A 25,667-nucleotide genomic window follows, 5' to 3' on the forward strand; every position below is an offset into this window, starting at 1 on the left:
TTCTAGCGAACGCTAGGACATCAAGCTTCGGCAGTCTCGGCGACCGGCGCGGCGGCTTCGTCGCCACCACCCTGCTTGTCGCCAACGGCCTTGACGGCACGGGCGAACATGGCAGCCGGTTCGGACAGCACGCGGGCCAACATGGCCAGAGCCTGGTCGAGGGTCGGCAGCGATGCCAACACGTCCACATGACTGGCCGGGAACAGTTCCCCGCCGATGGACACGACCTTGGCCTGCAACTTGTCGTTGCCCTTGGCAAATTCCTTGATCAGGCGACCGGCAGCGCCGGGCTCCTCCATCGAAAACGCATACAGCAAAGGACCGACCAGCTTGTCAGCAGCGACAGCGAAATCAGTACCTTCAACAGCGCGCACGGCCAGGGTGTTCTTGACAACTTTCAAGAACACGCCGGTTTCGCGAGCCTGCTTGCGCATCGCGGTCATCTGAGAGACCGTGATGCCAGCGTATTCGGCGGCGATCAAGGAGTGGGCCTTGGCGGCGATGTCTGCCAGCTCGGCGACTACTTCTTGCTTCTGAGACAGATTGAGAGCCATTGCACTCCTCCGTTAAAGCCGGGACTGGTGATTCGTGACCGGTGATTCGTCGAAAGCCATGAAGCAGCTCCTGCAAATCCCCAACGCTGAATCCCTCATCCCCGCTTCAAACTACTCCGCTCGCGGCTCCTGCCGGTTGCGGTCCAGGGCAGCCTCCTTCCTGGAAGCCGGGAACATCGACCGATGTTCCTTTGGTGGCCGTTCTAGACCTGGAGTGGGCTCGATCCGGGTTGCCCCAGAAGCGCGTTAACCAGAAAACTCCAGAAGGGCGACACCATCTACGCCGGCCGGCTCTGACGAACCAATCAAGCGATCCCGCTGTCTCGACGGCGACTCCATGCCAGTGCGAGCATCCCTGCCCGTCGTCGATCTGCGCTGACCGCGCCTGCGGTCTTTGACGGCTACCGCCGGCAGTACCGGCGATCGCCTTCAAAATGTCCGTTTCCCCAAAGGAGGGAACGGACTCCCAGCACACGGTGACCCGGGCCGGAAAAACAATGCATTACTGCAACACCACGTCAGGCGTGTGACACGCCCGACGTACTGCATTACTTCAGCGACAGGCTCGACTGATCCACGGTCACGCCGGGACCCATGGTCGAGCTGACCGACACCTTCTGCAGGTAGGTACCCTTGGAGGTGGCCGGCTTGGCCTTGACCAGATCCAGCAGCAGCGCCTGCAGATTCGACTTCAGCGCTTCGTCGTCGAAGCTGGCCTTGCCGATGGTGCAGTGGATGATGCCGGCCTTGTCGGTGCGGTAGCGCACCTGACCCGACTTGGCGTTCTTGACCGCTTCACCCGGGTTCGGGGAAACCGTACCGACCTTCGGGTTCGGCATCAGGCCGCGCGGACCTAACAGGGTGCCGAGCTTACCGACGACGCGCATGGCGTCCGGGGTCGCGATGACCACGTCGTAGTTCAGATCGCCGGCCTGCATCTTCTCGGCCAGGTCGTCCATACCCACGGCTTCAGCGCCTGCAGCCAGGGCTTCGTCAGCCTTGGCGCCAGCCGGTGCGAACACTGCAACCCGCACGCTCTTGCCGGTACCGGCCGGCAACACGGTGGAACCGCGCACCTGCTGGTCGGACTTCTTGGCATCCACGCCCAGGCGCACAGCGACGTCGATGGACTCGACGAACTTGGCCTTGGTGGAGGTCTTCAGGATCTTGATTGCGTCTTCGAAGGCATAGGTCTTGCCCGGAACGACAGCGGCCGCAATGGCCTTCACGCGCTTGCTCTGTGCCATGTCTTAGCCCTCCACCGTCAAACCCATGCTGCGGGCAGAACCCGCAATCGTGCGCACTGCCGCTTCCAGCTCGGCCGCCGTGAGATCGGCTTCCTTGACCTTGGCGATCTCTTCCAGCTGCTTGCGCGTCACCTTGCCCACCTTGTCGGTGTTCGGACGCTTGGACCCGGAGGTCACGCCGGCAGCCTTCTTGAGCAGTACGCTGGCCGGGGTGCTCTTGGTGATGAAGGTGAAGGTACGGTCCGAGTACGCGGTGATGATCACCGGCGTCGGCAGGCCCGGCTCCAGCTTGGAGGTCGCGGCATTGAACGCCTTGCAGAACTCCATGATGTTCAGACCGCGCTGACCCAGCGCAGGACCGACCGGCGGCGCAGGATTGGCCTGTCCGGCCTTGACCTGCAACTTGATGTAAGTAACTACTTTCTTAGCCATTTCAATACTCTCCGGGTGCTAGCGCCTGAACAACAGGCTCCCCATCGGACCGGGAGAATCACGCGTCCCGGCTTCGCGTTTTGACAATGCGCAGATGGCCGCCGTACGGCAGCCATTGGTTCCCGGCGGTCGCCAGGTGAGCGAGCCGCGCACTATAGCAGTAATTGGCAAGGGTGCCTAGCAGGCACCCGCCAGGGTCAGCCCTTCTCGACCTGGCCGAACTCGAGCTCGACCGGCGTGGAGCGACCGAAGATCAGCACCGCGACACGCAGCCTGCTCTTCTCGTAGTTGACTTCTTCCACCACACCGTTGAAGTCGTTGAACGGGCCGTCGGTGACACGCACCATCTGGCCAGGCTCGAACAACACCTTCGGACGCGGCTTTTCGACACCGTCCTGCACACGCTGCAGGATCGCATCGGCTTCTTCATCGCGAATCGGCAACGGACGATCGGCGGTGCCGCCGATGAACCCCATGACCTTCGGGGTTTCCTTCACCAGATGCCAGCTTTCGTTATCGATGCGCGGAATACCGGCCTCGTCATGCGTCTCGATCTGCACCAGCACGTAGCCGGGGAAGAACTTGCGCTCGGAGCGGCGCTTCTGCCCGGCGCGCATCTCGATGACCTCTTCGGTCGGCACCAGCACGTCGCCGAAACGCTCTTCCATTTCGGTGCGTGCGATGCGGTCGCGCAGAGCCTGCGCAACGGATTTTTCGAAGCCTGAATAGGCGTGAACGACATACCAACGCTTCACTGCTTGATTCTCCTCAACGAGCCAGGAACCACTGCGTGAGCTTCTGGATGACAAAGTCGAAGCCGCCCAACAGCAAACTCAGAATGATCACAACAACAATAACGACCCAGGTGGTGCGGATGGCTTCCTGGCGCGTTGGCCAGACCACCTTGCGCAGCTCGAACCTGGATTCGGACATAAATTCGCGGGTTTCCCGACCCTTGCCGGTTCCCAGAAACACAAATGCGCCGGCTACCAGGCCCACGATCACAGCCAGGGCACGCAGTTGCGGGGTCCAGGCTCCAAATTGGGTGGCACGCTCCGGCGTTGAAAACCAGAACCACACAAACAACCCCGCAACCACCAGGATCGCGGAGATGACGTATTTGACAATATCAGCGCTAGCGGACGACGCGCTCTTGGACGGCTCGATTTTGCTATTCATCCGGCTCTAGTTACCGATCTGACCCGAATCGCTGGGCCGGAAAGAGGAGTGGCACGCCAGGAGGGACTCGAACCCCCAACCTGCGGTTTTGGAGACCGCTGCTCTGCCAATTGAGCTACTGGCGTATGTACTCGTTACCGCACACCCTGAGACAACGAAGGCGGACCGAGGTTCAGCCGGCCCGCCATTCGTATGAACCCGGCGACCGAAGTCACCGGATTGCAGGCACTTACTTGACGATCTTGGCGACCACGCCGGCGCCGACGGTGCGGCCACCTTCACGGATTGCGAAGCGCAGACCTTCGTCCATCGCGACCGGGTTGATCAGGGTCACGACCATCTTCACGTTATCGCCCGGCATCACCATTTCCACGCCTTCCGGCAGCTGGCATGCGCCAGTGATGTCGGTGGTGCGGAAGTAGAACTGCGGACGGTAGCCCTTGAAGAACGGGGTGTGACGGCCGCCCTCGTCCTTCGACAGCACGTAGACTTCGGCTTCGAACTCGGTGTGCGGCTTGATCGAACCCGGCTTGCACAGCACCTGGCCGCGCTCCACGTCGTCACGCTTGGTGCCGCGCAGCAGCAGACCGGCGTTGTCGCCTGCCTGGCCCTGGTCCAGCAACTTGCGGAACATTTCAACGCCGGTGACCGTGGTCTTCTGCGTGTCGCGGATACCGACGATTTCGATTTCATCGCCGACCTTGATGATGCCGCGCTCGATACGACCGGTCACCACGGTGCCACGACCCGAGATCGAGAACACGTCTTCGACCGGCATCAGGAACGGACGGTCGACGTCGCGGGTCGGATCCGGAATAAAGGTATCCAGGGCTTCGACCAGCTTCAGGATCGCCGGCACACCGATGTCGCTCTGATCGCCTTCCAGCGCCAGACGGGCCGAACCGTGGATGATCGGGGTGTCGTCGCCCGGGAAGTCGTACTTGCTCAGGAGCTCACGCACTTCCATCTCGACCAGCTCAAGCAGCTCGGCGTCGTCGACCATGTCGGCCTTGTTCAGGAACACGACGATGTGCGGCACACCGACCTGACGCGAGAGCAGGATGTGCTCACGGGTCTGCGGCATCGGGCCGTCAGCGGCCGAACACACCAGGATCGCGCCATCCATCTGCGCAGCACCTGTGATCATGTTCTTGACGTAGTCGGCGTGGCCGGGGCAATCGACGTGCGCGTAATGGCGCACTGCGGACTCATATTCAACGTGCGCGGTCGAGATCGTGATACCACGCGCCTTCTCTTCCGGCGCTGCGTCGATCGCGTCGTACGCCTTGAACTCGCCACCGAAACGCTCGGCACCGATCTTGGTCAGCGCAGCGGTCAACGTGGTCTTGCCATGGTCGACGTGACCGATGGTGCCGACGTTAACGTGCAGCTTTTCGCGAAGAAATTTAGCTTTTGCCATGGGTGCGTGTCTCGGTAATCGTTTGGAGTTGAAGACGATTGAGTAATGGTGCTCACGAAAGGAATCGAACCTTCGACCTCCTCCTTACCAAGGAGGTGCTCTACCGACTGAGCTACGTGAGCGAGTTTTGCATTATGCCATGCATTTACGTTCAATGGAGCGGGAGACGGGAATCGAACCCGCACCATCAGCTTGGAAGGCTGAGGTTCTACCGTTGAACTACTCCCGCGCCGGGAACTGCAAGACACAACATGAAACTGGTGGAGGGAGGTGGATTCGAACCACCGAAGGCGTAAGCCAGCAGATTTACAGTCTGCCCCCGTTGGCCGCTTGGGTATCCCTCCAGCTTTTACTACCGGACCGGGGCGCGATAAAGCGATTCGGTTCGGGGTGAAGCAGCCCGCTATTTTGTTGTGGGACGCATGCGGTGTCAACAAAAATTTGGAGCAATTTCACCGAAGATGGCGCACGCCCCTGCGGGCCGCGCGCATCGCCTCAGACGTTGAAGCGGAAATGCAGCACGTCGCCTTCCTTGACGCGGTATTCCTTGCCTTCCAGACGTAGCCGACCCGCGTCGCGCGCACCGGATTCGCCGCGATACTTGATGAAGTCATCGAAAGCGATCGTTTCGGCGCGAATGAAGCCCTTCTCGAAGTCGGTATGGATCACGGCGGCAGCCTGCGGCGCGGTGGAACCGGCCTTGACCGTCCAGGCACGCACTTCCTTGACGCCTGCGGTGAAGTAGGTCTGTAGCCCAAGCAACTTGTAGGCGGCGCGAATGACGCGATTCAGGCCCGGCTCGTCGAGACCGAGATCGGCCAGGAAGGTGTCGCGGTCGGCATCGTCGAGCTGGGACAACTCTTCTTCGATCGCAGCGGAAACCGGCACGACCTCGGCGCCTTCGGCGGCGGCATGCGCACGCACGGCATCCAGGTGTGCATTGTTCTCGAACCCGTCTTCGAGCACGTTGCAGATGTACATCACCGGCTTGAGCGTGAGCAGGAACAGATCGCGCACCAGCGCCTTCTCTTCCTCGTCCAGACCAGCGGAGCGCCCTGCCTTGCCGTCGGCAAGTGCCGCCTGCAACTTGGCCAGCACCGGCTTGCGTGCTGCCGCTTCCTTATCGCCACCCTTGGCACTGCGCTCGGCACGATTCAGGGCCTTTTCCACGCTATCCAGGTCGGCCAGCGCCAGCTCGGTATCGATGGTTTCGATATCGGCGATCGGGTCGACCTTGTTGTTCACGTGGATGATGTCGGCATGCTCGAAGCAACGCACCACGTGGGTGATCGCATCGACCTCGCGGATGTGCGCCAGGAACTTGTTGCCCAGCCCTTCGCCGCTTGCCGCACCTGCCACCAGACCGGCGATGTCGACGAACTCGACCGCGGTCGGAATCAGCTTCTGCGGCTTGACGATCTCGGCCAACTCATTCAGACGTGGATCCGGCACCGGTACCACGCCCACGTTGGGCTCGATCGTGCAGAACGGAAAATTGGCCGCGGCGATGCCGGCCTTGGTCAAGGCATTGAACAGGGTCGACTTGCCAACGTTGGGCAGGCCGACGATGCCGCATTTGATACCCATGGGTTGTCCAGTGAATGGAGAATCGGGAATGGGGAATGGCAGAGCAGCGCTCCTACCATTCCCCATTCCCCATTCTCTATTTTTTTGGGGTGTGCAACCGCTTCATCGCCTCGTTGAAATTACCGTCCAGTGCCAGCGGCAGCGCATCGATGGTCGCATCCACTGCCTCGCCGATCGCTATGTCGTCATCGCGTCCGGCACGCCCCAGCACCCAGGGCACCACGCGGTCCTTGTGACCAGGGTGACCGATTCCGACCCGCAGCCGGTGGAACTTGCCATGTCCGAGCAGACGGATGGTGTCACGCAGGCCATTCTGGCCGCCATGGCCGCCGTCGAACTTGAGCCGCGCCGTGCCCGGCGCCAGGTCCAGCTCGTCATGCGCAACCAGCAGCTGCTCAGGCTCGATCTTCCAGAACCGCAGCGCAGCAGTGATCGACTTGCCACTTAGGTTCATGAAAGTGGCGGGTTTGAGCAACCACACCGTGTGGCCGGCGATCTCGGCCTTGGCGGTTTCGCCGAACAGCTTGCTGTCCAGGCCCCACCGTGCGCCGGTGCGCTCGGCGAGCGCATCGACGAAACGAAACCCGGCGTTGTGCCGGGTTTGCGCGTGTTCGGGACCGGGATTGCCCAGCCCGACGATCAGACGTAATGCAGACATACGGTATACCGGAGCCGGTGCTGCGCAGTGACGCAGCACCGGCCAGCCGATTACTTGGCGTCGCCTTCAGCGGCTTCGTCAGCCACGTCGTCGGCTTCCACCTGACCGTGCTTGGCGATGACCACTGCCACGTCGTGTTCCTTGCCCAGCTTCAGCTCGGGAATCTCCACGCCGGCCGGCAGGGTAATTTCCGACAAGTGGATCACGGTGCCCACTTCCAGCGTGCTCAGATCGATCTCGATGAACTCCGGCAGGTCCTTCGGCAGGCAGACCACCTGGACTTCGTTGAGCTCATGGGTCACGACCACTTCACTCGACTTGCCAGCCGGCGAGCTTGCTTCGTTGATGAAGTGCAGCGGCACCGAAGCGCTGAGCTTCTCGTTGGCACTGACGCGCTGGAAGTCGATGTGCATGATCAGCTGCTTGAACGGATGGCGCTGCATGTCACGCAGCAGCACCTGCTGCACGTCGCCATTGAGGTTCAGGTCGAGGATCGACGAGTAGAACCACTCGTTCCGCTGCGCAAGCCAGATCTGCTCGTGGTTGAGCTGGATGCTGACCGGCTCGAGTTCGCCACCGTAAACGATGGCCGGAATGACGCCAGCGTGACGCAGGCGGCGGCTCGCACCCTTCCCCTCGTCTGCGCGGCGCTCGACCTTGATTTCATGAGTCTTTGCCATTGGATTTCACTACCTAGTTGGAACACCGCCTCGCGGCGATGAAGCGTCTCCCCCGCGACCAGGAGAGACGGATTGCGGCACCCGGACATCCGGATGCCGAAGAACCTGTCAGTCGACGTAGAGCGAGCTGACCGACTCGCCGAAGGCGATGCGGCGGATGGTCTCGGCCAGCAGTTCGGCCACGCTCAGCTGGCGAATCTTGGGGCACGTGCGTGCCGCTGCGCTCAGCGGGATCGTGTCAGTGACCACCAGCTCGTCGAGCTGCGAATTGTTGATGTTGTCCACCGCCGGGCCGGACAGCACCGGGTGGGTGATGTAGGCCACGACCTTGAGCGCACCGCGCTGCTTGAGTGCCGCAGCGGCTGCGCACAGGGTGCCAGCGGTATCGACCAGGTCGTCCACCAGCACGCAGGTCTTGCCCTGCACGTCACCGATGATGTTCATCACCGTGGCGACGTTGGCGCGCGGGCGACGCTTGTCGATGATGGCCAGGTCCGCATCGTCCAGGCGCTTTGCGACTGCGCGCGCGCGCACCACACCGCCCACGTCCGGCGAGACCACGATCAGGTTGTCGGTGCCGTAGGCGCGCCAGATGTCGGCCAGCAACAGCGGCGAGGCGTACACGTTGTCGACCGGCACATCGAAAAAGCCCTGGATCTGATCGGCATGCAGGTCAACCGTCAACACGCGGTCGGCCTCCATCGCGCAGATCATCTTGGCGGCGACCTTGGCGGTGATCGGCACGCGCGAGGAGCGCATGCGGCGGTCCTGGCGCGAATACCCGAAATACGGGATCACCGCGGTGACGGACGCGGCGCTGGCGCGCTTGAGCGCGTCGATCAGCACCAGCAGTTCCATCAGGTTCTCGGCGCTGGGCGCGCAGGTCGGCTGGATGACGAACACTTCCTGCCGGCGCACGCTCTCTTCGATCTCGACCTGCACTTCGCCATCGGAGAAGCGCGTGACCAGCGCCTTGCCCATGCGCACGCCCAGCTCCTTGCAGATGCTTTGGGCAAGCGGTTTATTGGCATTGCCGGAGAACACCAGCAGATTACGTTGGTCTTGCATGAGATCTCTCGGGCGGCGGCAAAGAGCGTGCGGGTCGATGGCGGAGCGGGACAACGGCGCGCCAAGCCAGGCTTTTTTGGATCCGCACATGCTTTCCCTCACTCCCGCATAAGATGCGCGGGCGATTGCAGAGGGATCTGCAGGTACGGCGCGTGCAGAGGGATCTGCATCGATTCTCAACAACTGGCAGGGGCGGTAGGATTCGAACCTACGAATGCCAGGATCAAAACCTGGTGCCTTGGGCCTCTTGGCGACGCCCCTGCATCAAACCTGTATCGCGTCCAGTGCGTCGAGCAATGGCGAGTGCGCTGCACCCTCCACTACCCACGCCCGCAGGTTGCCCGGCAAATGCGCCATGGCCTGCTCTGCAGCAGCGCGCGTGGCGAATTCTACGAAACAACCGCTCCCCGACCCTGTCAAACGTGGCGTTCCGATCCTGGAAAGCGCCTGGAACACGGCCTCGATGGCAGGTTCCCGGCGCCGCAGGACCGGCTCGAACGCATTGTCGAGCAGAGAACCGGAAGCGAAGTCCGCTATTTTCGCGGGCGCAGCATCCCGCGTCAATTCCTGTGATTGAAACAGGACCGGCGTGGGCACGTGAATACCGGGGTCGACCAGCACGTAGGCCGCCTGCGGCAGGCTGATCGGGGTCAATTTTTCGCCCACACCTTCGGCCCAGGCGTTGTGCCCACGCACGAATACCGGCACATCGGCGCCGAGGCGCAGGCCCAGTTCGGCCAGGGTGTCGACCGGCAAGCCCAGGCCCCACAAGGCATTCAGGGCCACCAGCACGGTGGCGGCATCCGAGGAGCCGCCACCGAAGCCACCGCCGGCGGGGATGCGCTTGTCGACCCGCAACTCAGCCCCGAGCGCGGTGCCGGCATGAATTTGTAGCGCGCGCGCCGCACGCACCATGAGATCGTCGTCTTCGGCGACGCCCGGCAGGCTGGCGCCAATGCGCTGGATCTGGCCGTCGGTGCGCAAACGAACATGAACGGTGTCCCCCCAGTCGAGCAGGCGGAACACGGTCTGCAGCAGGTGATAGCCATCGGCGCGGCGCCCGACGATTTGCAGGAACAAGTTGAGCTTGGCCGGCGCAGGCCAGGCCGACCAGGCAGGGTTCGACGCAGACATCAGGGCGAGAGCGTCCATTGGTCGACCAGCAGGCGCACCTTGGCGTCGCCATTGCGCGCTTCGATCCGACGCGGCAGTTCGGGCTGGGCTGCGCTGGCGGGCGTCCATTCGAGGAAATCGATGGTCCAGCCGTCCTGCTGCACGGTGCGCGGCCGGCCGTGTTCGTCCAGGTCCACGCGCGCGGCGCCGGCGTCGGCGATGCGCAGGGCGCGTACCCAGTCGGGCATCTGATTGACCGGAATGGTCCAGCCAGTGGCCTCCAACAGCACCTGTTCGGCATCGGCGCCAGCGCGCGGCCCGCCGTCCAGGCCTTCCAGGCGACCTGCGCCCGTGGTGGTGTCGCCGGTCAGCACCCAGCTCTGCCGGGTCACCGGCGCACTCAATTGCACGTGGTAGCGCGGGCCATCCTGCTGCCAGTCGAGACGGCCACTGCCGCCATCGCGGCCCTTGCTGATCGCCACCCGGCCCTGGAACGACCATGCCGGATGTGCCTGCAGCCAGGCCTGGCGAGCGGTTTCAGCCTGCTGTGCGGATTCGCTCACCTGCCCCACAACCGCCGGCGCGGCACCGCCCTGCCCGCGCGGCACGCTGACACACCCCGACAGGCCGGCCAGCGCCAGCCCGGTGAGGGCCAGCATCCTGATCACCTGACTCATAGACCGAACTTCTCCACCGCACGCTGCAGCGCGCGGTTGTCCGGGTCGAGCCGGCGTGCTTCGTCGAAGTAGCGCCGCGCTTCGTCCTGCTTGCCGCTGACCCACAGCACTTCACCCACGTGCGCGGCGATTTCCGGATCCTTGACCAGGGCCCAGGCGCGACGCAGCTGCACCAGCGCTTCCTTGGTGCGGCCCATGCGGTAGAGCACCCAGCCGTAGCTGTCGACGATGGCCGGGTTGTCCGGCGCGGCCGTGCGCGCGCGATCGATCAGCGCCAGCGCTTCCTTGTAGCGGGTGGTGCGGTCGGCCAGGGTGTAGCCGAGCGCATTCAGGGCGGCGACGTTTTCCGGCTCGGCGACCAGGATCTTGCGCAGATCGGCCTCGGCACGCGGCACATCGTCACGGCGTTCCCAGGCCAGGCCACGCGCGTACAGCAAGGCGCCGTCGTCCGGATAGGCCGCAAGCCCGCGGGCAAAGGCGTCCAGTTCGCCCGGTGCATCGTCGGCACGCTGGTGCAGCTCGGCCTCCAGTACGTAGGCGTCGCGACGGGCGTCGTCGTCGGCACTGGCATCGCCCTGCAAGGCACGGGCTTCCTTGAGCGCTTCGGGTTTGCGGCCGAGTTCGTACAAGGCGCTGGCCGCGCGCAGGCGTGCCTCGCTCAGCTGCGGGCCGCCCGGAACGCCGCGATACCACTCCACTGCCTCGTCGTAGCGCTTGAGGAATTCGGCGATCTTGCCCAGCAACAGGCGGCGGTCCGGATCGGGCTTGGTCGCGTTGCCCTTGAGCTCGTCGTACAGCGCGGCCAGCGCGGTGTTGTCCTTCTCTTTGGCCAGCATCGAGGCACGCAGCCCGTAGGTCTGGGTGTCTTGCGGGCCGGTGGACAGCACCCGTGCCGCCGCTTCGGTCTGGCCCATCGCGTCATAGGCGAACGCCAGCGCGCCGCGCAGTTCGGAGTCCTTCACCGCCTGCGGCTCGACATTCTTCAGCAGCGCCAGCGCTTCGTCGTTCTTGCCTTCCTGCTGCAACTGGGTGGCGTGCAGCAAGGCCACGCGCGGTTCTTCGGGGAAGCGGCGCACCACTTCGTCGACGATGCGCTTGGCCAGCGCCGGGCGCTCCATCCGCAGCGCAAGCCGACCGAACTCCTGCCAGGCCTCGATCTGATTGGGAATGGCGCCGGCCTTGACCAGGTCTTCGAGCACATCGGCTGAAGCGTCCGGCTCGCGTCCGCCGTTGGCCAGGGCGATCAGCGCGAAGCGCCACCCGCGCGGGTCGGTTTCCTTGAGCAGGCCGAGCAGGTCGCGGCGTGCGGTGCGCAGATCGTTGCGGCGCAAGGCCAACGAGGCTTCGGTGCTACGCATTGCCAGCGACGACGGCGCACGGGCACGCCACAGGGCCAGGGCCTCGATGGCGCGCGCGTCATCGTTGGCCAGCATGGCGATGCGGGCGGCCCGCTCGGCCAGCCCGGCATCGCCGGCTTCGGCCTTGGCGGCATCCAGGTAAGCGCGCGCCGCCTCGTCCAACTGCCCGGCCTGCAAGGCGAATTCGCCTGCCAGGACTGGCTCCAGCGAGGCGCTGCCGGCAGTGGCTGCCGGGGGGGCGGGCGGTGCTTTTTTCGGTGCTGCGATGGCGCTGGTCGACACTGTGGCCAGCAAAAGAACACTCAGGATGCGAATCGGTACAGGCATCGGGGGCAACCGGGCCGTAAAATGGGGCCCTGAATGGCCAGCAGCTTATCGCAAGCAACTGAACAATGACGTTGTGGGTGCTCGGACTGAATCACCAGACCGCACCCGTGGACCTGCGCGAACGCGCGGCGTTCGCGGGTGACGCGTTACCGCGCGCGCTCGATTCGTTGCGCACCCTGCCGCAGGTGCGCGAGGCCGCGCTGCTGTCCACCTGCAACCGCACCGAGCTGTATGCGATGGCCGACGACCCGCAGACGCTGGTGGCCTGGCTGGACACGCACGCGCCCGGGTTGAGCGGCTATCTGTACCAGCACCACGACGCCGAGGCGGTGCGCCACCTGTTCCGCGTAGCCACCGGGCTGGACTCGATGGTGCTCGGCGAGCCGCAGATCCTGGGCCAGGTGAAGGACGCCTGGGCGGTGGCACGCGCGCACGGCGCGCTGGGCAGTGGCCTGGACCGGCTGTTCCAGCAGACCTTTTCGGTGGCCAAGCGCGCACGCACCGACACCCGCGTGGGGGCCAACCCAGTGTCGGTGGCCTCTACCGCGGTGCGGCTGGCGCAGGAATCGTTCGCACGCCTGAATGAATCGACGGTGCTGCTGGTGGGCGCCGGCGAGACCATCGAGCTGGCGGCCAAGCATCTGAGCGAAGGCCGCGTGCGGCGGCTGCTGATCGCCAATCGCACCCTGGCCCACGCGCAGACGCTGGCGACCCAGCATGGCGGCGTGGCGCTGCCGCTAACCGAGCTGGATCGCCACTTAGCCGAGGCCGATGTGGTGTTTTCCGCCACCGCCGCGCGCGAGCCGGTGGTGACCCGGGTGCAGGTGGAACAGGCGCTGCGCACGCGCAAGCGCAAGCCGATGCTGCTGTTCGACCTGGCGGTGCCGCGCGACATCGAGGCCTCGGTGGCCGAGCTGAGCGACGCCTACCTGTACACGGTGGACGACCTGGAACGCGCGGTGGAAGACAACCGCCGCAGTCGCCGCGAGGCGGCCGACCAGGCCGAAGCCATCATCGACCTGCAGGTGGCGCGCTATGTGGAAACGCTACAGGCCAACGAACGCCAGGCGCCGCTGAAGCGGCTGCGTGCCTTCGGCGACAGCACCCGCGACGAACTGCTGGCCAAGGCGCGGCAGCAATTGAACAACGGCAAGCCGGCCGATGAAGTGCTGGAACAGTTGGCGCATGCCTTGACCAACCGCCTGCTGCATCCGCCAACCGCCGCACTGCGCGATGCCGCGCTCAACAACGACCTCGACCTGACCAGCGCGGCCGACCGGCTGTTTCCCGAGAAACCCGGTTACCGCCATCCCCCTGTAGCTACCCCGATCGTGAGGACTGATGACGCCGACCCTGCGCCGTAAGCTCGAAGCGCTGGCCGAGCGCCGCGAAGAACTGCAACACCTGCTCTCCGATCCGGAGGTGGTCAGCAACAACGACAAGTTCCGCAGCCTGTCGCGCGAACTGTCGCAGCTGGAACCGGTGGCGCTGGCCATGCAGGAGGAAGCGCGCGCCAAGGCCGATCTGAGCGCCGCAGAGGCGATGCGCAACGATCCGGAAATGCGCGAGCTGGCTGAGGAAGAAATCCTCGCCGCACAGGCGCGCCTGGACGAACTGGACGCGCAACTGGCGCTGTTGCTGGTGCCGCGCGACCCGCGCGATGAAGGCAACCTGTTCCTGGAGGTGCGTGCCGGCACCGGCGGCGACGAAGCGGCGATTTTCGCCGGCGATCTGTTCCGCATGTACGCGCGCTACGCCGAGCGCCAGGGCTGGAAGGTGGAGATCGAATCCGACAGCCCCGGCGAGCACGGCGGCTACAAGGAAGTGGTGGCGCGGGTGGTCGGGCGCGGCGCGTATTCGCGGCTGAAATTCGAGTCCGGCACCCACCGCGTGCAACGCGTGCCGGCCACTGAATCGCAGGGCCGCATCCACACCTCGGCCGCGACCGTGGCGATCATCCCCGAAGCCGATGACGTGGAAGAGATCGTGATCAATCCGGCCGACCTGAAGGTGGATACGTTCCGCTCCTCCGGCGCCGGCGGTCAGCACGTCAACAAGACCGAATCGGCGATCCGCATCACCCACGTGCCCAGCGGCGTGGTGGTGGAATGCCAGACCGAACGCAGCCAGCACGCCAACCGCGACAAGGCGATGAAGCGCCTGAAGGCGCAATTGGTGGAAGCAGAACGCAGCAAGGCCGCCGCCGCCGAGGCGCAGACGCGCAAGTTGCAGGTAGGCAGCGGCGACCGCAGCCAACGCATCCGCACCTACAGCTTTCCGCAGGGCCGCATTACCGACCACCGCGTCGAAGGGCTGACCTTGTACGACCTGCCCAACATCATCGAAGGCGATCTGGATGCCTTGATCGCCCGCTTGCTGCACGAGCATCAGGCCGACGAACTGGCGCGACTGAGCGAGGGCACGTGACCGCCGACGGCCCGCGCGAGCTGTTGCAGCTGCGCGCGGCCGTGCGCCATCGCCCGCAGGATTTCGTGGCCTGGCTGATGCTGGCCGACGCGGAGCTGGGCATGGGCGACACGGCTGCCGGCGAGATGGCCGTGCAGCGCGGCCTCGCGCTGCAGCCTGGCCATCCGGAGGCGGTGGCGCGGCTGGGCCGCGTGCGCTGGGCGCAACAGCGCCATGCCGAGGCCGCCGTACTGCTGCAGCAGGCCTCCGATAGGGCCCCCGAACACCCCGGTATTGCGTTGTGGCTTGGGCATGCGCTGGAAGATGCCGGCCAGGCCGAAGCCGCCGCCGCCGCGTACACGCGTGCGCATCAGTTGTTGCCGGAGGAGCCGTACATCACCGCGCAGCTGCTCAACTGGCGGCGCCGGCTGTGTGACTGGCGCGCGCTGGATGTGCTCTCCGCGCAGGTGCGCGCCGCCGTGGCGCAGGGCGTTGGCGCGGTGGAGCCGTTCGCGTTCCTCAGCGAAGATGCCAGCGCCGCCGAGCAACTGGCCTGTGCGCGCACGCGTGCGCAAGCGATCGCCGCCAGCGTGCGGCCGCTTGCGCCAACGCGCGTGCGCAGCCACGGCGCGCTGCGGGTGGGCTTCGTCTCCAATGGCTTTGGCGCGCATCCCACCGGCTTGCTGACCGTGGCCTTGTTCGAAGCGCTGCAGCGGCGCCAGCCGGACCTGCAGGTGCATCTGTTTGCGACAAGCGGTGACGATGGCAGCACGCTGCGGACGCGACTCGCGCAGGCCAGCACCTTGCACGGCGTCACCGCGCTCGGGCATCTGGCCACTGCGCAGCACATCCGCGACCAGGGCATCGATCTGTTGTTCGATCTACGCGGCTGGGGCGGCGGCGGGCGCCCGGAAGTGTTCGCGTTGCGCCCGGCACCGGTGCAGGTCAACTGGCTGGCGTATCCGGGCACCTCCGGCGCGCCATGGATGGATTACGTGCTGGGCGATGCGTTCGCGCTGCCGCCTGCGTTGGAGCCGTTCTACAGCGAGCACGTGTTGCGCTTGCAAGGTGCATTTCAGCCGTCGGACACCTCGCGCGTAGTTGCCGAACCGCCTTCGCGTACGCAATGCGGCTTGCCCGCGCAGGGCGTGGTGCTGTGCTGCTTCAACAACAGCTACAAGCTCAATCCACGCAGCATGGCGCGCATGCTGGCGGTGCTGCGCGCGGTGCCCGACAGCGTGCTGTGGCTGCTGTCCGGGCCGGGCGAGGCCGATGCGCGTCTGCGCGCATTCGCACAGGCGCAGGGCGTCGACGCGCAGCGCCTGGTGTTCATGCCGAAGTTGCCGCATCCGCAGTACCTGGCGCGCTACGGGCATGCAGACCTGTTCCTGGATACGCATCCGTACAACGCGCACACCACCGCATCGGACGCGCTATGGGCGGGATGCCCGGTATTGACGACGCCTGGCGAGACGTTTGCTGCGCGGGTCGCTGGCAGCTTGAATCATCATCTTGGGTTGGATGAGATGAATGTGGCGGACGATGCCGCGTTTGTTGCCAAGGCGGTGGCGTTGGCGAGTGATCCGGCGGCGCTGGGTGCGTTGCGTGCGCGGGTGGATGTACTGCGGCGGGAGTCTGGGGTGTTTGAGATGGATGGGTTTGCGGATGATTTTGGTGCGTTGTTGCAGGCACTCGCGCGGCGTCATGGTTGGTTGGGAATTTAGCGCGGACTTTTTGCGTTCAAAATAGATGGCTGTCTTCCGCCGTACCCTCACCCCCAACCCCCGCTCCACGCCCCGGCCCGCGCTTGCGGCGCGGGCGCTCCAAGGCACGCGCGCCCATGGCGCGCAAGCTGTGCCTGCTCGCCCCAACGGGAGAGGGGCTCCAGCCAACTTCCTCGCTATCGCGTTCAAACTCCTCCAAGTCACCGTAATGAAGTGCCGAGGCGGCAGCGTGGCCGGGGATTGGCGGAGAGCGGCACAGGGATGTGCCCCGGCGGCGCGTCAGACAGGATGTCTGACCGAGCCGAGGAGCCGATCCCCGGCCGCGCTGCCGCGCCTCACCGAAGCTAGTACGGACAGGCATCTTGCTTCGCCGTACCCTCACCCCAGTCCCTCTTCCGGAGGGAGAGGGGCGTCCAACCTTGCGGCGTGGGCGCTCGGCGGCACGCACACCAGTGGCGCGCAAGCTGTGCCTTCTCGCCCCCAGGGAGAGCGGCTTATCGATTTGCCACGAACTGTCAGTTGCTAACTGCCAGTATCAGCGGATCCTCGACTGCGACTGACGTTGTGCGGCTTCACGCCGTGGTGCTGTACCCGGCCGTCCAGGCTCGCTAGGCTGGCGGCATGCCTTCCAATCTCGACTTCATTCCCTTGCACCTGTGCGTACTGACGGTGTCCGACAGCCGCACCCTGGCCGATGACCGCTCCGGCGATTATCTGGTCGACGCACTCACTCACGAGGGCCACGTGCTGCATGCGCGTGCGTTGTGCCCGGACGATCGCTATCGCATGCGTGCAATTGTCTCCGCCTGGATCGCCGATGCGCAGGTGGACGGCATCCTGGTGACCGGTGGCACCGGCTTCACCGGGCGCGATTCCACCCCCGAGGCGATCACCCCGCTGCTGGACAAGCTGATGCCGGGCTTTGGCGAGATGTTCCGCGCCATCAGCGTTGCGGAAATCGGCACCTCGTCGCTGCAGTCACGCGCGTTTGCCGGCCTGGCCAACCACAGCTTCGTGTTCTGTCTGCCCGGTTCCACTTCGGCCTGCCGCACCGCATGGGAAAAGATCGTGCGTGCGCAGCTGGATGCGCGCACCAAGCCCTGCAACCTGGCGACACTGCGTCCACGGCTGAGCGAATAGCCTGCGCGTTCCATCGCTGGCGGAACGCGCATGTCGCACCTCAAACGCAAGGCCTACAAGAAACTGCTGGAACCGCTGCAGCTGGAACTGGTCGGCATGGCACGCTGGCTGCAGCACACCAACCAGCGCGCGCTGGTGCTGGTGGAAGGCCGCGACACCGCCGGCAAGGGTGGCGTGATTCAAACCATCGCCAGCCATCTCAATCCGCGCCAATGCCGGGTGGTGGCGTTGCCCAAGCCCAGCGATCGCGAAAGCACGCAGTGGTATTTCCAGCGTTACGTGACGCATCTGCCGGCGGCCGGCGAGTTAGTGCTGATGGATCGCAGCTGGTACAACCGCGCCGGCGTGGAGCGCGTGATGGGCTATTGCACCGACGCGCAGTACCAGGCGTTTCTGGAGCAGGCACCGCGCTTTGAACAATTGCTGGTCGACGACGGCATCCTGCTGTTCAAGTACTGGCTGTGCGTGGATCAGGCCGAGCAGGAAGAACGCTTTGCCGAGCGCCACGCAGATCCGCTCAAGGGCTGGAAGCTGTCGCCGGTGGACCTGCAGTCACGCGCCAAGTACGACGACTACACCGCCGCGCGCGAACGCATGCTGCAGGCCACCCACACTGCGCAAGCGCCGTGGACGCTGGTGGACTTCAATGACCAGAAGCGCGGGCGGCTGAGCCTGATCCGTGATCTGCTGGACCGGCTGCCGGATACCTCGGTGCCGCAGGAGCTGCTGCCGCTGCCGCCACTGGACGGCAAGCTGCACAAGGAGCACTACGGCGTGCTGACCCCGATCGATGATTACGCCGGCCAGTCCTGAGAGACTTCGTCGCTGGCGGCAGTGGCGCGCGGCAACGGATGCACGCCCGCCTGGCCTTCGACCTGCTCGGCCTGCACCACCAACTGGCTCAGGCGCTGGGCGAACAACTGCATGAAGCCGCGGTGCAACGGGCGCATGGCCTCGATGTAGTCGACATCGTCGGTCTGCGGCCCGAGCGGGCTGCAGGACGCCAACAGCACTTCGTCCAGGCGCAGCGCGGTGTCGGGCAGGCGCACCGTGGCCGCGCGGCGTAGCCAGTCGCGCATACCCTGGCGGTATTCGGCGGCCAGGATGTAGGCCACTTCCACCTGGTCCAGGTCCACATCCGGGTTCCAGGCGAGCACCTGGATCACCTGCGAGCGCTCGTCCAGCACGCGGCTTTCGGCGATCAGGGCATGCAGCTGCTGCAACAGCTGCCATTGCGCGAGCGCACCGTCGCGCTGCGGCGAGGGCATGGCCTCGATGGCCAGCACCAGGCGGCGGGCGAACAGGGCCGGCACGTGGGCCAGCACCAGCGGGCCGGCGTCGGCGCCCAGCAACAGGCGTTCGGTCCGCAGCGCGGCGGTGTCGGGCAGATAGCCGTCCTGCAGCGGGCGCATCACGCCGTGATCGAGCAGCGACAGCACCACATCCAGCCAATAACGGCGTTCCTGCTGCTGCGCGCGGTTGGCGCTGGCGTTTTGCCAGGCGGGGCGCAGTTCGTCCAGCCGCGCGATGCAGGCCTGGCTATCCAGCGCATCCCACGGCGCGCGGGTGGCGTCGTTTGGATCGAAGGCGTCGACGTTGAGCATGCCGCCGCCGAAGCGGTGCCAGGCGGCGCCACGCAGCGCATTGGCCGGATCAGGCTTGGCTGGGGCGAGCGGTGCTGCCGTGGCCGGCCGCAACAGCGCGGCGTAGGCATCGGCCCAGGAATCGGGAAGACGGGCAGACAACGGATAGCTGGCCGACGGCTCGCCCAGCCCGCGCCGCGCCAGGCGCAGGCTCCACAGCACCGCACCCAGCACGATGCCCGCGAAGACCCAGGCCAGCAGCCAGCTGGCGGCGGCCTGCTCAGGGCGCAACACCCGCGTGGCCGGGTGCATGAACAACAGCCAGCCGCTGCCCAGCAGCGCGCCCAGATACAGCCACGGCGCCAGCTGCGCCGATGCACTGCGAGGTTCGGGCAGGTCGCGCCCACTGTTCTGGTCTTGAGATGGAGCTGCCATACATTTCCCCTGCACGCCTGATCGCGTGGACATCCAGGTTATCGGCGAGGAAACGCAAGTCTGTTGCCCTGCTCAGGCAACTTTTGGCTAGCCGGTTACAAATGCTTCAGTCGTCGGAATCGCGCATGGCGTGCGCGTGACAGACGCGACCTTGCTCGCTGGCGAGCCCTGCCAGAGCCAGTGTTCAAGTGCCTCCAGTGCTGCAGCGGAACCGGCGGCGACAACTTCCACGCTGCTGTCCGCCTGGTTGCGCGCATGTCCGCGCAGCTGCAGCGCCAGCGCCCGCTCGCGCGTGGAGGCGCGGAAGAACACGCCCTGCACGACGCCGGTGACGATGAAGCGTGCCGCCTGCATCAGCCGGCCTTGCCGGTGATGCCCACTGCGGTCTCGATGTCGCGCGCGGTGACCGGGCCGAGGAACTGCTTGGCCACCTTGCCGTCGGGGCCGATCAGATAGGTCATCGGCAGCCCGCGCGGAGTGGCGAAGTCCTGCGGCGGCTGGTACGGGTCCAGGATGGCCACCGGATACGACACCGGGTGATCCTTGAGGAAGGACTGCATGTCGGCGGTGGTGATGTCCTCGTAGGCCAGGCCGACCACTTCGATGGAGTCGCGCATGGTGTGCAACGCCGACAGCTCGGGCATCTCCTTCAGGCACGGCGCACACCAGGTGGCCCAGAAGTTCACCACCACCCACTTGCCGCGGTGCGCAGCCAGGTCGTAGGTCTCGCCGGACACGGTGGGCAGCGACAGGGTCGGCATCTCGGCGGTCTTCTGCACCACCGAACTAGTGGTGGACGCAGCGGCCGGGTCAGTGCCGGCCGGTGGGGTCGCTGGCGCCTGGTTGGCGGGCGTGGGCGCCGGTGACGCCGTGGTCGATGTGCCCTCGCCGGTGGGCTTGCAGGCGGTGAGCAGGGCCAACGGCAACAGCAGCGCGCAGGCGCCGCGCATCAACGAACGCAGGGTCATGGGGGATCTCCCGGAAGGTGAGTATAGAGGTCGCCGACCGGCTGCGCCAGCACGCTGCGCAGCGGTTGACGCAATTGTTCCAGCGCGGCGGCGGCGGCCTGGCCATAGGGGTCGTCGCGGCACGGCAAAGGGCGGTCTTCGACCGGCACCCGCAGCTGGCAGCTTTCGTACAGCTCGGCCAGCGGCACCACGTCCAGGTCGCGCGCCAGCAGCCAGTTGCCGCGCTCGTCACGGCGCAGCAGGCGGATACGTTTGAGCTCGCACAGCAGCTCCTGCATCAAGGTGTCGGTGAGCATGGGCTCCAGCGCCAGGATGCGGTCTTCGTCCAGCCCGTTGCCGTGCAGGCGTGCCTGGCGGAAGCGCCCGAGCAGGCGCAGCAGGCCGTAGATCTCGAATCCCGGCGGCAGCCGCATGGCTTCGGGCTGGTAGCGGAACGCCGACATCGACGATGCCAGCGACGCGCCCAGCAACACCGACACCCAGCTCAGGTAGATCCACAGCAGCAGGATCGGCAGCGCCGACAATGCGCCATAGATACGTTGATAGGTCTGGAAATTGCCCAGGTAAAAGCCGAAGCCCCACTTGACGATTTCCATCAGGATCACCGCCAGCAGCGCGCCCGGCAGGGCATGCCGCAGCCGCACCACATGCTGCGGCACCACGCGGTAGATCAACACGATGCAGACGAACTCCACCGCCATCGGTGCCAGCCGCCAGGCGAATTCGGCCAGCCATTGGCCTTCGGTGGTGCGGAACAGCGGCAGCGCGAACACATACGCAGCCATGGCCATCGACGCGGCCGCCAGCATCGTGCCCAGCGTCAGCACCGTCCAATAGATCAGAAAGCGCGTCACCTTGGGCCGGGCCGCGGCCACGCGCCAGATACTGTTGAAGGTCTGCTCGATGCTGTGCAGGGTGATCAGCAACGAGGCTACCAGCGCCACCATGCCGGCTACGGTGAACTTGCCCAGATCCTCGAGCGATCGGTTGAGGTAGTTCTGCACCGAGCGCGCCGCGCCCGGCACGAAGTTATTGAAGATGAAGTCGGTGAGCGCGTCCTTCCACTCGTTGAATGCCGGAAACGCCGACAACACGCCAAACACCACGATCGCCAGCGGCACCAGCGCAAACACCGTGGTGTAGGCCAGCGACGCGGCCGCCTGGAACAGCCGGTCGTCCAGGAAACGGCGCCACAGAAAACGCCCGAAGCTGGCCGTGCGTGCACGGTCCCGCAGGCGTTCCTTCCACTGATGCATGGTGTTCACACGCGACATCGGGCAAGGGTAACCGAAGCGTCGTCATCGCGGCCTTGCCGCACCTGCGGCGTGCAGCCAGGCCACGCCATCGCCGATACTGCGGCCACCTCACACAGGCGGCAGATGCGCGATGACGGAAATTCTGGTGCTGTACTACAGCCGTGGCGGTTCGGTGGCGCGGCTGGCGCGGCAGATCGCGCGCGGCATTGGCGAAGTGCCCGGCATGAGCGCGCGGCTGCGCACGGTCCCGCCGGTGGCGGCGGTGACCCAGACCAGCGCCCCGCCGGTGCCCGACGAAGGCGCCCCGTATGTGGACGCTGCGGATCTGGCCGAATGCGCCGGCGTGCTGCTCGGCAGCCCGACGCGCTTCGGCAACATGGCCGCGCCGATGAAGCACTTCCTCGACAGCCTGGGTGCCGAATGGGCCAACGGCACCCTGGCCGGCAAACCGGCGGCGGTGTTCACCTCCACCGCCTCGATGCACGGCGGCCAGGAATCCACGCTGCTCTCGATGCACCTGCCACTGCTGCACCACGGCTGCCTGATCGTCGGCATCCCGTTTACCGAAACAGCTCTCAGCCACACCACCAGCGGCGGCACGCCGTATGGCGCCAGCCATGTCTCCGGTGCGGGCGGCGACCCGCAGCCCAGCGACGAAGAAGCCGTGCTGGCACGCGCCCTGGGCCGCCGGGTGGCCGATATCGCCCGGCGGCTGGCAACCCCGTGAGCCGGCGCGCCGCGCACTGGCTGCTCACCGCCGCCTTGCTGGCCCTGTCGGCGTTGTTCGTGGTGTGGTTTCACGATGACCGCCATCGCGTCGCCGCGTTACTGGTGTTCGCGCTGCCGCCGCTGCTGATGGCCATGGGCGCCGTGCGCAGCACGCGTGCGCGCTTCTGGGCCGGCGTGTTCGCGTTGGGCTGGTTCAGCCACGGCATCATGGCCGCCTGGAGCGCGCCCGGCGTGCGTGGCCTGGCCTGGCTGGAATTGCTGCTGGCCCTGCTGGTGGTGGCGCTGGTCAGCGGCCATGGCGTGGCCGCGCGGTTCGGCAAGCGCCGCGCTCCGCGCTAACGCGGGTTGCGCAGGCGGCCAGTGGGGCGGACGAACTGCCCGCTCCACTGGCCGTGGACTCACACCGTCACGGCGAGGTCATTGCCGTGGGCAGCGCACTCAATTGCCTGCCACCTTCACCGCAGCGCCCGCCCGTCCGTCACTGCCCCACTAGCGTGGCGATGCTCTGCGGGTCGATATACAGCGAGCTCTTGCCGCCGCTCACCGTGTACGCACCGGCATAGCCGGCGTTGAGGCTGGATGAGGTGGTGTATTTGACGAACTGCGTGGCAGCGCCGGCCGGCACGGTCAGATCCAGTCGCTGGTGGGCGGTGCCGGTGTTGACCGCCACCACCACGATCTTGTTGTCCGGCGTGCGGTACGCCGTGGTGGACACGTCTGCATACGGGTGCTCGGTGGCACCGATCCGGACCGACCCTGGCCGCACGAACCGCGCGTACTGCGACAGCACATACCCGCGCTTGCTGACCGAACCACCTTCGCTGATCAACCCGTAACTGCGGCGGATGTACCACCAGATGTAGGCGTTGTAGTTGGCGACCATGCTCTGATGCAGCTCGCTCGCAACGCCCAATGCCGACGGCCACGCATTGCCATCGCTGGTGTCGGTGTAGTGCTCGGTCATCCAGACCTGCTTGCCCTTGCTGCGCGCCAGTGCGTAGTCCTTTGGCTGCGCGCCGTACAGATGTCCGGCGACGATGGACGTGGCCTGGCTGGCCTTGGCGTTGTTGAGCACCGGGTCGGTGATGGAAAAGGTGAAGCCAACCGATTCGCCCACGATCACCTTCAACGCGCCGAACTTGCCGCCTTCGGCGTTGAGATAGTTGACGAAGTCGCTGCCATTCCAGTCTGCGGATTCATAGTCTGGATGCCAATCCGGCTCGTTCTGCAGCGAGATCGCGTACAGCGGTGCGTTGCGCGCCGACAGGTAGTTGGCGAAATCCAGCAGATGCGTGGTGTAGGCGGCGTACGAGGTGGACAACAACTTGCCGCCCTTGACCAGGCTTTTGTTGGACTTCATGTACGCCGGCGGCGACCACGGCGTGGCGAACAATATGCCACCCAGCGCGCGCACGCGCGCGGCGGTGGGAACCTGCAGGCTCCAGCCACTGCTGGAGGGGTCGATGCGCATGCGCAGGATCGACAGGCCGATCTGTCCGTTGCCGCTGCCATAGGCAAGATCCACCTGCGCGGGGGTCAGATCGTTGATCCATCCCGCACCATTCATCCCGCCGAATCCGCGCACCGTCTGGTACGTCTGGTTCGGGTTGACCGTGACGGTTTGCGCAGCGGCAGTGGCGGTAAGGCACAACCCGATCAACGGCACTACGGCACGCAGCAACACGGAAGGCTTCATGCTTCATCTCAAGAATTGAACGAAGGCGCCAACCCAACGCATCGACGACCGTGCGCGCACAGGCAGCCGTTGCACAGCGCGTTGGCATTGCTGCCTCGCACGGCCGCGCAACAAAGCGATCGCGACCAGTGAAACGGCGTGTGGAGTGTGCGCGTGGCCGATGACACTTGAATGGGCATGGCATCCAAGAACGCGGCGCTGTCATGCAGCGAACGGATGGCGCAGGAAGGAGTGCGTGCGGTGACGCACGCGCCCGCGTCACCGCTGCGGCAGTGCACCACGCCTCACGCTGCCGCGCCCTACATCGGAATGCGCCCTGCCCTGCCCGGCCATCGCCTGCACCGCTGGCGCCAGCGCCGTATCATGGCGGCCCTCGCGCGGCCTTGCACCGCGCCGGCCCTACAGGACCTGCAGCAATGGAAGACCTCCTGATCGTCACCACCGGTGGCACGATCGACAAGATCTACTTCGACGACAAATCGGACTACCAGATCGGCGACCCGCAGATCGGCCAGATCCTCAAGGAACTGGGCGTGACCTTCCGCTTCACGGTCATCCCGATCATCCGCAAGGATTCGTTGCACATCACCCAGGAAGACCGCGAGCTGATCCGCGCCACCATCCAGGCGCAGCCCGCCCGGCAGGTGCTGATCACCCACGGCACCGATTCGATGGTGAAAACCGGCAAGGTGCTGCAGTCGATCGCCGACAAGACCATCGTGATGACCGGCGCACTGAATCCGGCGCGCTTTCGCGGCTCCGATGCCGAGTTCAACATCGGCTGCGCGGTCGGGGCCGTCCAGACGCTGCCGGCCGGCGTCTACATCGCCATGAACGGGCGGATCTGGAACCCGGAAACGGTGCGCAAGAACGTGGCGGCCAACCGGTTCGAACCGGTCTAAGCGATGAGCAAGGCCACCCGCGCCACCCGTGCACTGGATGCGGCCGGCGTGGCCTATGTGCTGCATCCTTATCCGTACCAGGCCGATGCCGATGCAAAGGGCCTGCAAGCCGCACAGACGCTGCAACTGCCGCCGCACCAGGTGCTCAAGACCCTGATGACCTGGGTGGACGAGCACGCGATCTGCGTGGTGATCCCGTGCGACCGCCGGTTGTCGTTGAAGACCCTTGCCAGCGCCTGCGGTGGCAAGTCCGCGCGCATGATGGAGGTGGCCGATGCCGAACGCCGCACCGGCTACAAGGTGGGCGGCATCAGCCCGCTCGGGCAGCAGCGGCCCACGCCGGTGCTGATCGAATCCAGCGTGCTCGACGCACCTGCGTTGTGGATCAACGCCGGCCAGCGTGGCCTGCTGCTGGAATTGGCCGGCGCCGAGATTGTGCACGTCCTCGGCGCGCGCGCTTACCCGCTCTGCGAGTGAGCCTGCCACGCCCGCAATAACGCAGGCAAGCCAGCCTTGCGTACGCCATAC

The 25,667-nt window shown here is 65.6% G+C and carries 28 protein-coding genes and 5 tRNA genes; 10 read left to right on the plus strand and 23 right to left on the minus strand.

Annotated features, from left to right (window positions below):
• Positions 1 to 20: 20 nt before the first annotated feature.
• From rplJ to ACD584_RS09635, 18 genes are all read right to left on the minus strand, one after another.
• Positions 21 to 554, minus strand: a complete 534-nt coding sequence (gene rplJ, locus ACD584_RS09550; protein WP_011036116.1) for a 50S ribosomal protein L10 — start codon at positions 552 to 554, stop codon at positions 21 to 23.
• A gap of 548 nt (positions 555 to 1,102) precedes the next feature.
• Positions 1,103 to 1,801, minus strand: a complete 699-nt coding sequence (gene rplA, locus ACD584_RS09555; RefSeq protein WP_011036115.1) for a 50S ribosomal protein L1 — start codon at positions 1,799 to 1,801, stop codon at positions 1,103 to 1,105.
• Between the two features lie 3 nt (positions 1,802 to 1,804).
• The gene (rplK, locus tag ACD584_RS09560; protein WP_040941709.1) at positions 1,805 to 2,233 is read right to left on the minus strand and encodes a 50S ribosomal protein L11; all 429 of its coding nucleotides are present in this window, start codon (positions 2,231 to 2,233) and stop codon (positions 1,805 to 1,807) included.
• A gap of 197 nt (positions 2,234 to 2,430) precedes the next feature.
• Positions 2,431 to 2,988: a transcription termination/antitermination protein NusG gene (gene nusG, locus ACD584_RS09565; RefSeq protein WP_011036113.1), complete on the minus strand. Its 558-nt coding sequence runs from the start codon at positions 2,986 to 2,988 to the stop codon at positions 2,431 to 2,433.
• A 13-nt stretch (positions 2,989 to 3,001) separates the two neighbouring features.
• A complete protein-coding gene (gene secE / locus ACD584_RS09570) occupies positions 3,002 to 3,412 on the minus strand; it encodes a preprotein translocase subunit SecE (RefSeq protein WP_014506812.1) in 411 nt (136 codons plus the stop codon).
• Positions 3,413 to 3,461: 49 nt separating this feature from the next.
• Positions 3,462 to 3,537, minus strand: a tRNA-Trp gene (locus tag ACD584_RS09575).
• A gap of 104 nt (positions 3,538 to 3,641) precedes the next feature.
• Positions 3,642 to 4,832, minus strand: coding sequence for an elongation factor Tu (gene tuf / locus ACD584_RS09580; RefSeq protein ID WP_040942179.1), 1,191 nt, complete (start codon positions 4,830 to 4,832; stop codon positions 3,642 to 3,644).
• A gap of 46 nt (positions 4,833 to 4,878) precedes the next feature.
• Positions 4,879 to 4,954 (minus strand) — tRNA-Thr (locus ACD584_RS09585).
• Between the two features lie 33 nt (positions 4,955 to 4,987).
• A tRNA-Gly gene (locus tag ACD584_RS09590) sits at positions 4,988 to 5,061 on the minus strand.
• 29 nt (positions 5,062 to 5,090) lie between these two features.
• Positions 5,091 to 5,176: transfer RNA gene (locus ACD584_RS09595), tRNA-Tyr, on the minus strand.
• A 151-nt stretch (positions 5,177 to 5,327) separates the two neighbouring features.
• A complete protein-coding gene (ychF, locus tag ACD584_RS09600) occupies positions 5,328 to 6,419 on the minus strand; it encodes a redox-regulated ATPase YchF (protein WP_076036316.1) in 1,092 nt (363 codons plus the stop codon).
• Positions 6,420 to 6,495: 76 nt separating this feature from the next.
• On the minus strand, positions 6,496 to 7,077 hold the full coding sequence (gene pth, locus ACD584_RS09605) for an aminoacyl-tRNA hydrolase (protein WP_076036317.1): 582 nt from the start codon (positions 7,075 to 7,077) through the stop codon (positions 6,496 to 6,498).
• A 50-nt stretch (positions 7,078 to 7,127) separates the two neighbouring features.
• The gene (locus ACD584_RS09610) at positions 7,128 to 7,757 is read right to left on the minus strand and encodes a 50S ribosomal protein L25/general stress protein Ctc (protein ID WP_076036318.1); all 630 of its coding nucleotides are present in this window, start codon (positions 7,755 to 7,757) and stop codon (positions 7,128 to 7,130) included.
• 108 nt (positions 7,758 to 7,865) lie between these two features.
• Positions 7,866 to 8,825 (minus strand): ribose-phosphate diphosphokinase, encoded by a 960-nt coding sequence (locus tag ACD584_RS09615; RefSeq protein WP_011269977.1) that lies wholly within the window; start codon positions 8,823 to 8,825, stop codon positions 7,866 to 7,868.
• A 184-nt stretch (positions 8,826 to 9,009) separates the two neighbouring features.
• Positions 9,010 to 9,086, minus strand: a tRNA-Gln gene (locus ACD584_RS09620).
• Between the two features lie 3 nt (positions 9,087 to 9,089).
• Entirely contained in the window at positions 9,090 to 9,977 is an 888-nt protein-coding gene (gene ispE, locus ACD584_RS09625; RefSeq protein ID WP_011036107.1) for a 4-(cytidine 5'-diphospho)-2-C-methyl-D-erythritol kinase, read from the minus strand.
• Complete coding sequence (lolB, locus tag ACD584_RS09630; protein WP_076036319.1) at positions 9,959 to 10,615, minus strand: lipoprotein insertase outer membrane protein LolB; 657 nt, start codon at positions 10,613 to 10,615, stop codon at positions 9,959 to 9,961. The genes ispE and lolB overlap by 19 nt, the downstream gene beginning before the upstream one ends.
• Positions 10,612 to 12,300: a tetratricopeptide repeat protein gene (locus ACD584_RS09635; RefSeq protein ID WP_042596301.1), complete on the minus strand. Its 1,689-nt coding sequence runs from the start codon at positions 12,298 to 12,300 to the stop codon at positions 10,612 to 10,614. Before ACD584_RS09635 ends, lolB begins: the two co-directional genes overlap by 4 nt.
• A 65-nt stretch (positions 12,301 to 12,365) precedes the next feature.
• Between ACD584_RS09635 and hemA the strand changes: the two genes are divergently transcribed.
• The 5 genes from hemA (at position 12,366) to ppk2 (ending at position 18,383) form a co-directional block, all read left to right on the plus strand.
• Positions 12,366 to 13,664, plus strand: a complete 1,299-nt coding sequence (gene hemA, locus ACD584_RS09640) for a glutamyl-tRNA reductase (protein WP_076036320.1) — start codon at positions 12,366 to 12,368, stop codon at positions 13,662 to 13,664.
• The gene (gene prfA, locus ACD584_RS09645) at positions 13,642 to 14,727 is read left to right on the plus strand and encodes a peptide chain release factor 1 (protein ID WP_011036103.1); all 1,086 of its coding nucleotides are present in this window, start codon (positions 13,642 to 13,644) and stop codon (positions 14,725 to 14,727) included. The genes hemA and prfA overlap by 23 nt, the downstream gene beginning before the upstream one ends.
• Positions 14,724 to 16,430, plus strand: coding sequence for a tetratricopeptide repeat protein (locus ACD584_RS09650; RefSeq protein WP_076036321.1), 1,707 nt, complete (start codon positions 14,724 to 14,726; stop codon positions 16,428 to 16,430). The genes prfA and ACD584_RS09650 overlap by 4 nt, the downstream gene beginning before the upstream one ends.
• A gap of 621 nt (positions 16,431 to 17,051) precedes the next feature.
• Positions 17,052 to 17,570 (plus strand): molybdenum cofactor biosynthesis protein B, encoded by a 519-nt coding sequence (gene moaB / locus ACD584_RS09655; RefSeq protein ID WP_012439128.1) that lies wholly within the window; start codon positions 17,052 to 17,054, stop codon positions 17,568 to 17,570.
• Between the two features lie 30 nt (positions 17,571 to 17,600).
• On the plus strand, positions 17,601 to 18,383 hold the full coding sequence (gene ppk2 / locus ACD584_RS09660) for a polyphosphate kinase 2 (RefSeq protein ID WP_011036100.1): 783 nt from the start codon (positions 17,601 to 17,603) through the stop codon (positions 18,381 to 18,383).
• Here ppk2 and ACD584_RS09665 read toward each other — a convergent pair.
• The 4 genes from ACD584_RS09665 to ACD584_RS09680 form a co-directional block, all read right to left on the minus strand.
• Complete coding sequence (locus tag ACD584_RS09665; protein ID WP_076036322.1) at positions 18,365 to 19,588, minus strand: hypothetical protein; 1,224 nt, start codon at positions 19,586 to 19,588, stop codon at positions 18,365 to 18,367. The genes ppk2 and ACD584_RS09665 overlap by 19 nt on opposite strands.
• Positions 19,589 to 19,675: 87 nt before the next feature.
• The gene (locus ACD584_RS09670; protein WP_070692038.1) at positions 19,676 to 19,942 is read right to left on the minus strand and encodes an acylphosphatase; all 267 of its coding nucleotides are present in this window, start codon (positions 19,940 to 19,942) and stop codon (positions 19,676 to 19,678) included.
• Positions 19,942 to 20,556, minus strand: a complete 615-nt coding sequence (locus ACD584_RS09675) for a TlpA disulfide reductase family protein (RefSeq protein WP_076036323.1) — start codon at positions 20,554 to 20,556, stop codon at positions 19,942 to 19,944. The genes ACD584_RS09670 and ACD584_RS09675 overlap by 1 nt, the downstream gene beginning before the upstream one ends.
• The gene (locus ACD584_RS09680; RefSeq protein ID WP_042596311.1) at positions 20,553 to 21,830 is read right to left on the minus strand and encodes a YihY family inner membrane protein; all 1,278 of its coding nucleotides are present in this window, start codon (positions 21,828 to 21,830) and stop codon (positions 20,553 to 20,555) included. The genes ACD584_RS09675 and ACD584_RS09680 overlap by 4 nt, the downstream gene beginning before the upstream one ends.
• Before the next feature lie 112 nt (positions 21,831 to 21,942).
• Between ACD584_RS09680 and wrbA the strand changes: the two genes are divergently transcribed.
• On the plus strand, positions 21,943 to 22,539 hold the full coding sequence (gene wrbA / locus ACD584_RS09685; RefSeq protein ID WP_014506797.1) for an NAD(P)H:quinone oxidoreductase: 597 nt from the start codon (positions 21,943 to 21,945) through the stop codon (positions 22,537 to 22,539).
• Entirely contained in the window at positions 22,536 to 22,880 is a 345-nt protein-coding gene (locus tag ACD584_RS09690) for a DUF2069 domain-containing protein (protein WP_076036324.1), read from the plus strand. The genes wrbA and ACD584_RS09690 overlap by 4 nt, the downstream gene beginning before the upstream one ends.
• 139 nt (positions 22,881 to 23,019) lie before the next feature.
• Here ACD584_RS09690 and ACD584_RS09695 read toward each other — a convergent pair whose 3' ends face one another.
• Positions 23,020 to 24,237, minus strand: a complete 1,218-nt coding sequence (locus ACD584_RS09695) for a glycoside hydrolase family 30 beta sandwich domain-containing protein (protein ID WP_076036325.1) — start codon at positions 24,235 to 24,237, stop codon at positions 23,020 to 23,022.
• A 177-nt stretch (positions 24,238 to 24,414) separates the two neighbouring features.
• Here ACD584_RS09695 and ACD584_RS09700 point away from each other — a divergent pair, with 177 nt between their 5' ends.
• The 3 genes from ACD584_RS09700 to ybaK are packed head-to-tail and all read left to right on the plus strand — an operon-like array spanning position 24,415 to position 25,616.
• Positions 24,415 to 24,669 carry a hypothetical protein gene (locus ACD584_RS09700; protein WP_139328371.1) on the plus strand — a complete coding sequence of 85 codons (255 nt, stop codon included), beginning with the start codon at positions 24,415 to 24,417 and terminating at the stop codon, positions 24,667 to 24,669.
• On the plus strand, positions 24,654 to 25,139 hold the full coding sequence (locus ACD584_RS09705; RefSeq protein WP_076036327.1) for an asparaginase domain-containing protein: 486 nt from the start codon (positions 24,654 to 24,656) through the stop codon (positions 25,137 to 25,139). The genes ACD584_RS09700 and ACD584_RS09705 overlap by 16 nt, the downstream gene beginning before the upstream one ends.
• 3 nt (positions 25,140 to 25,142) lie before the next feature.
• Positions 25,143 to 25,616, plus strand: a complete 474-nt coding sequence (ybaK, locus tag ACD584_RS09710; protein WP_050912403.1) for a Cys-tRNA(Pro) deacylase — start codon at positions 25,143 to 25,145, stop codon at positions 25,614 to 25,616.
• Positions 25,617 to 25,667: the final 51 nt, after the last annotated feature.

It is taken from the genome of Xanthomonas sp. NCPPB 2922, assembly GCF_041520885.1.
Lineage (GTDB): Bacteria > Pseudomonadota > Gammaproteobacteria > Xanthomonadales > Xanthomonadaceae > Xanthomonas > Xanthomonas campestris.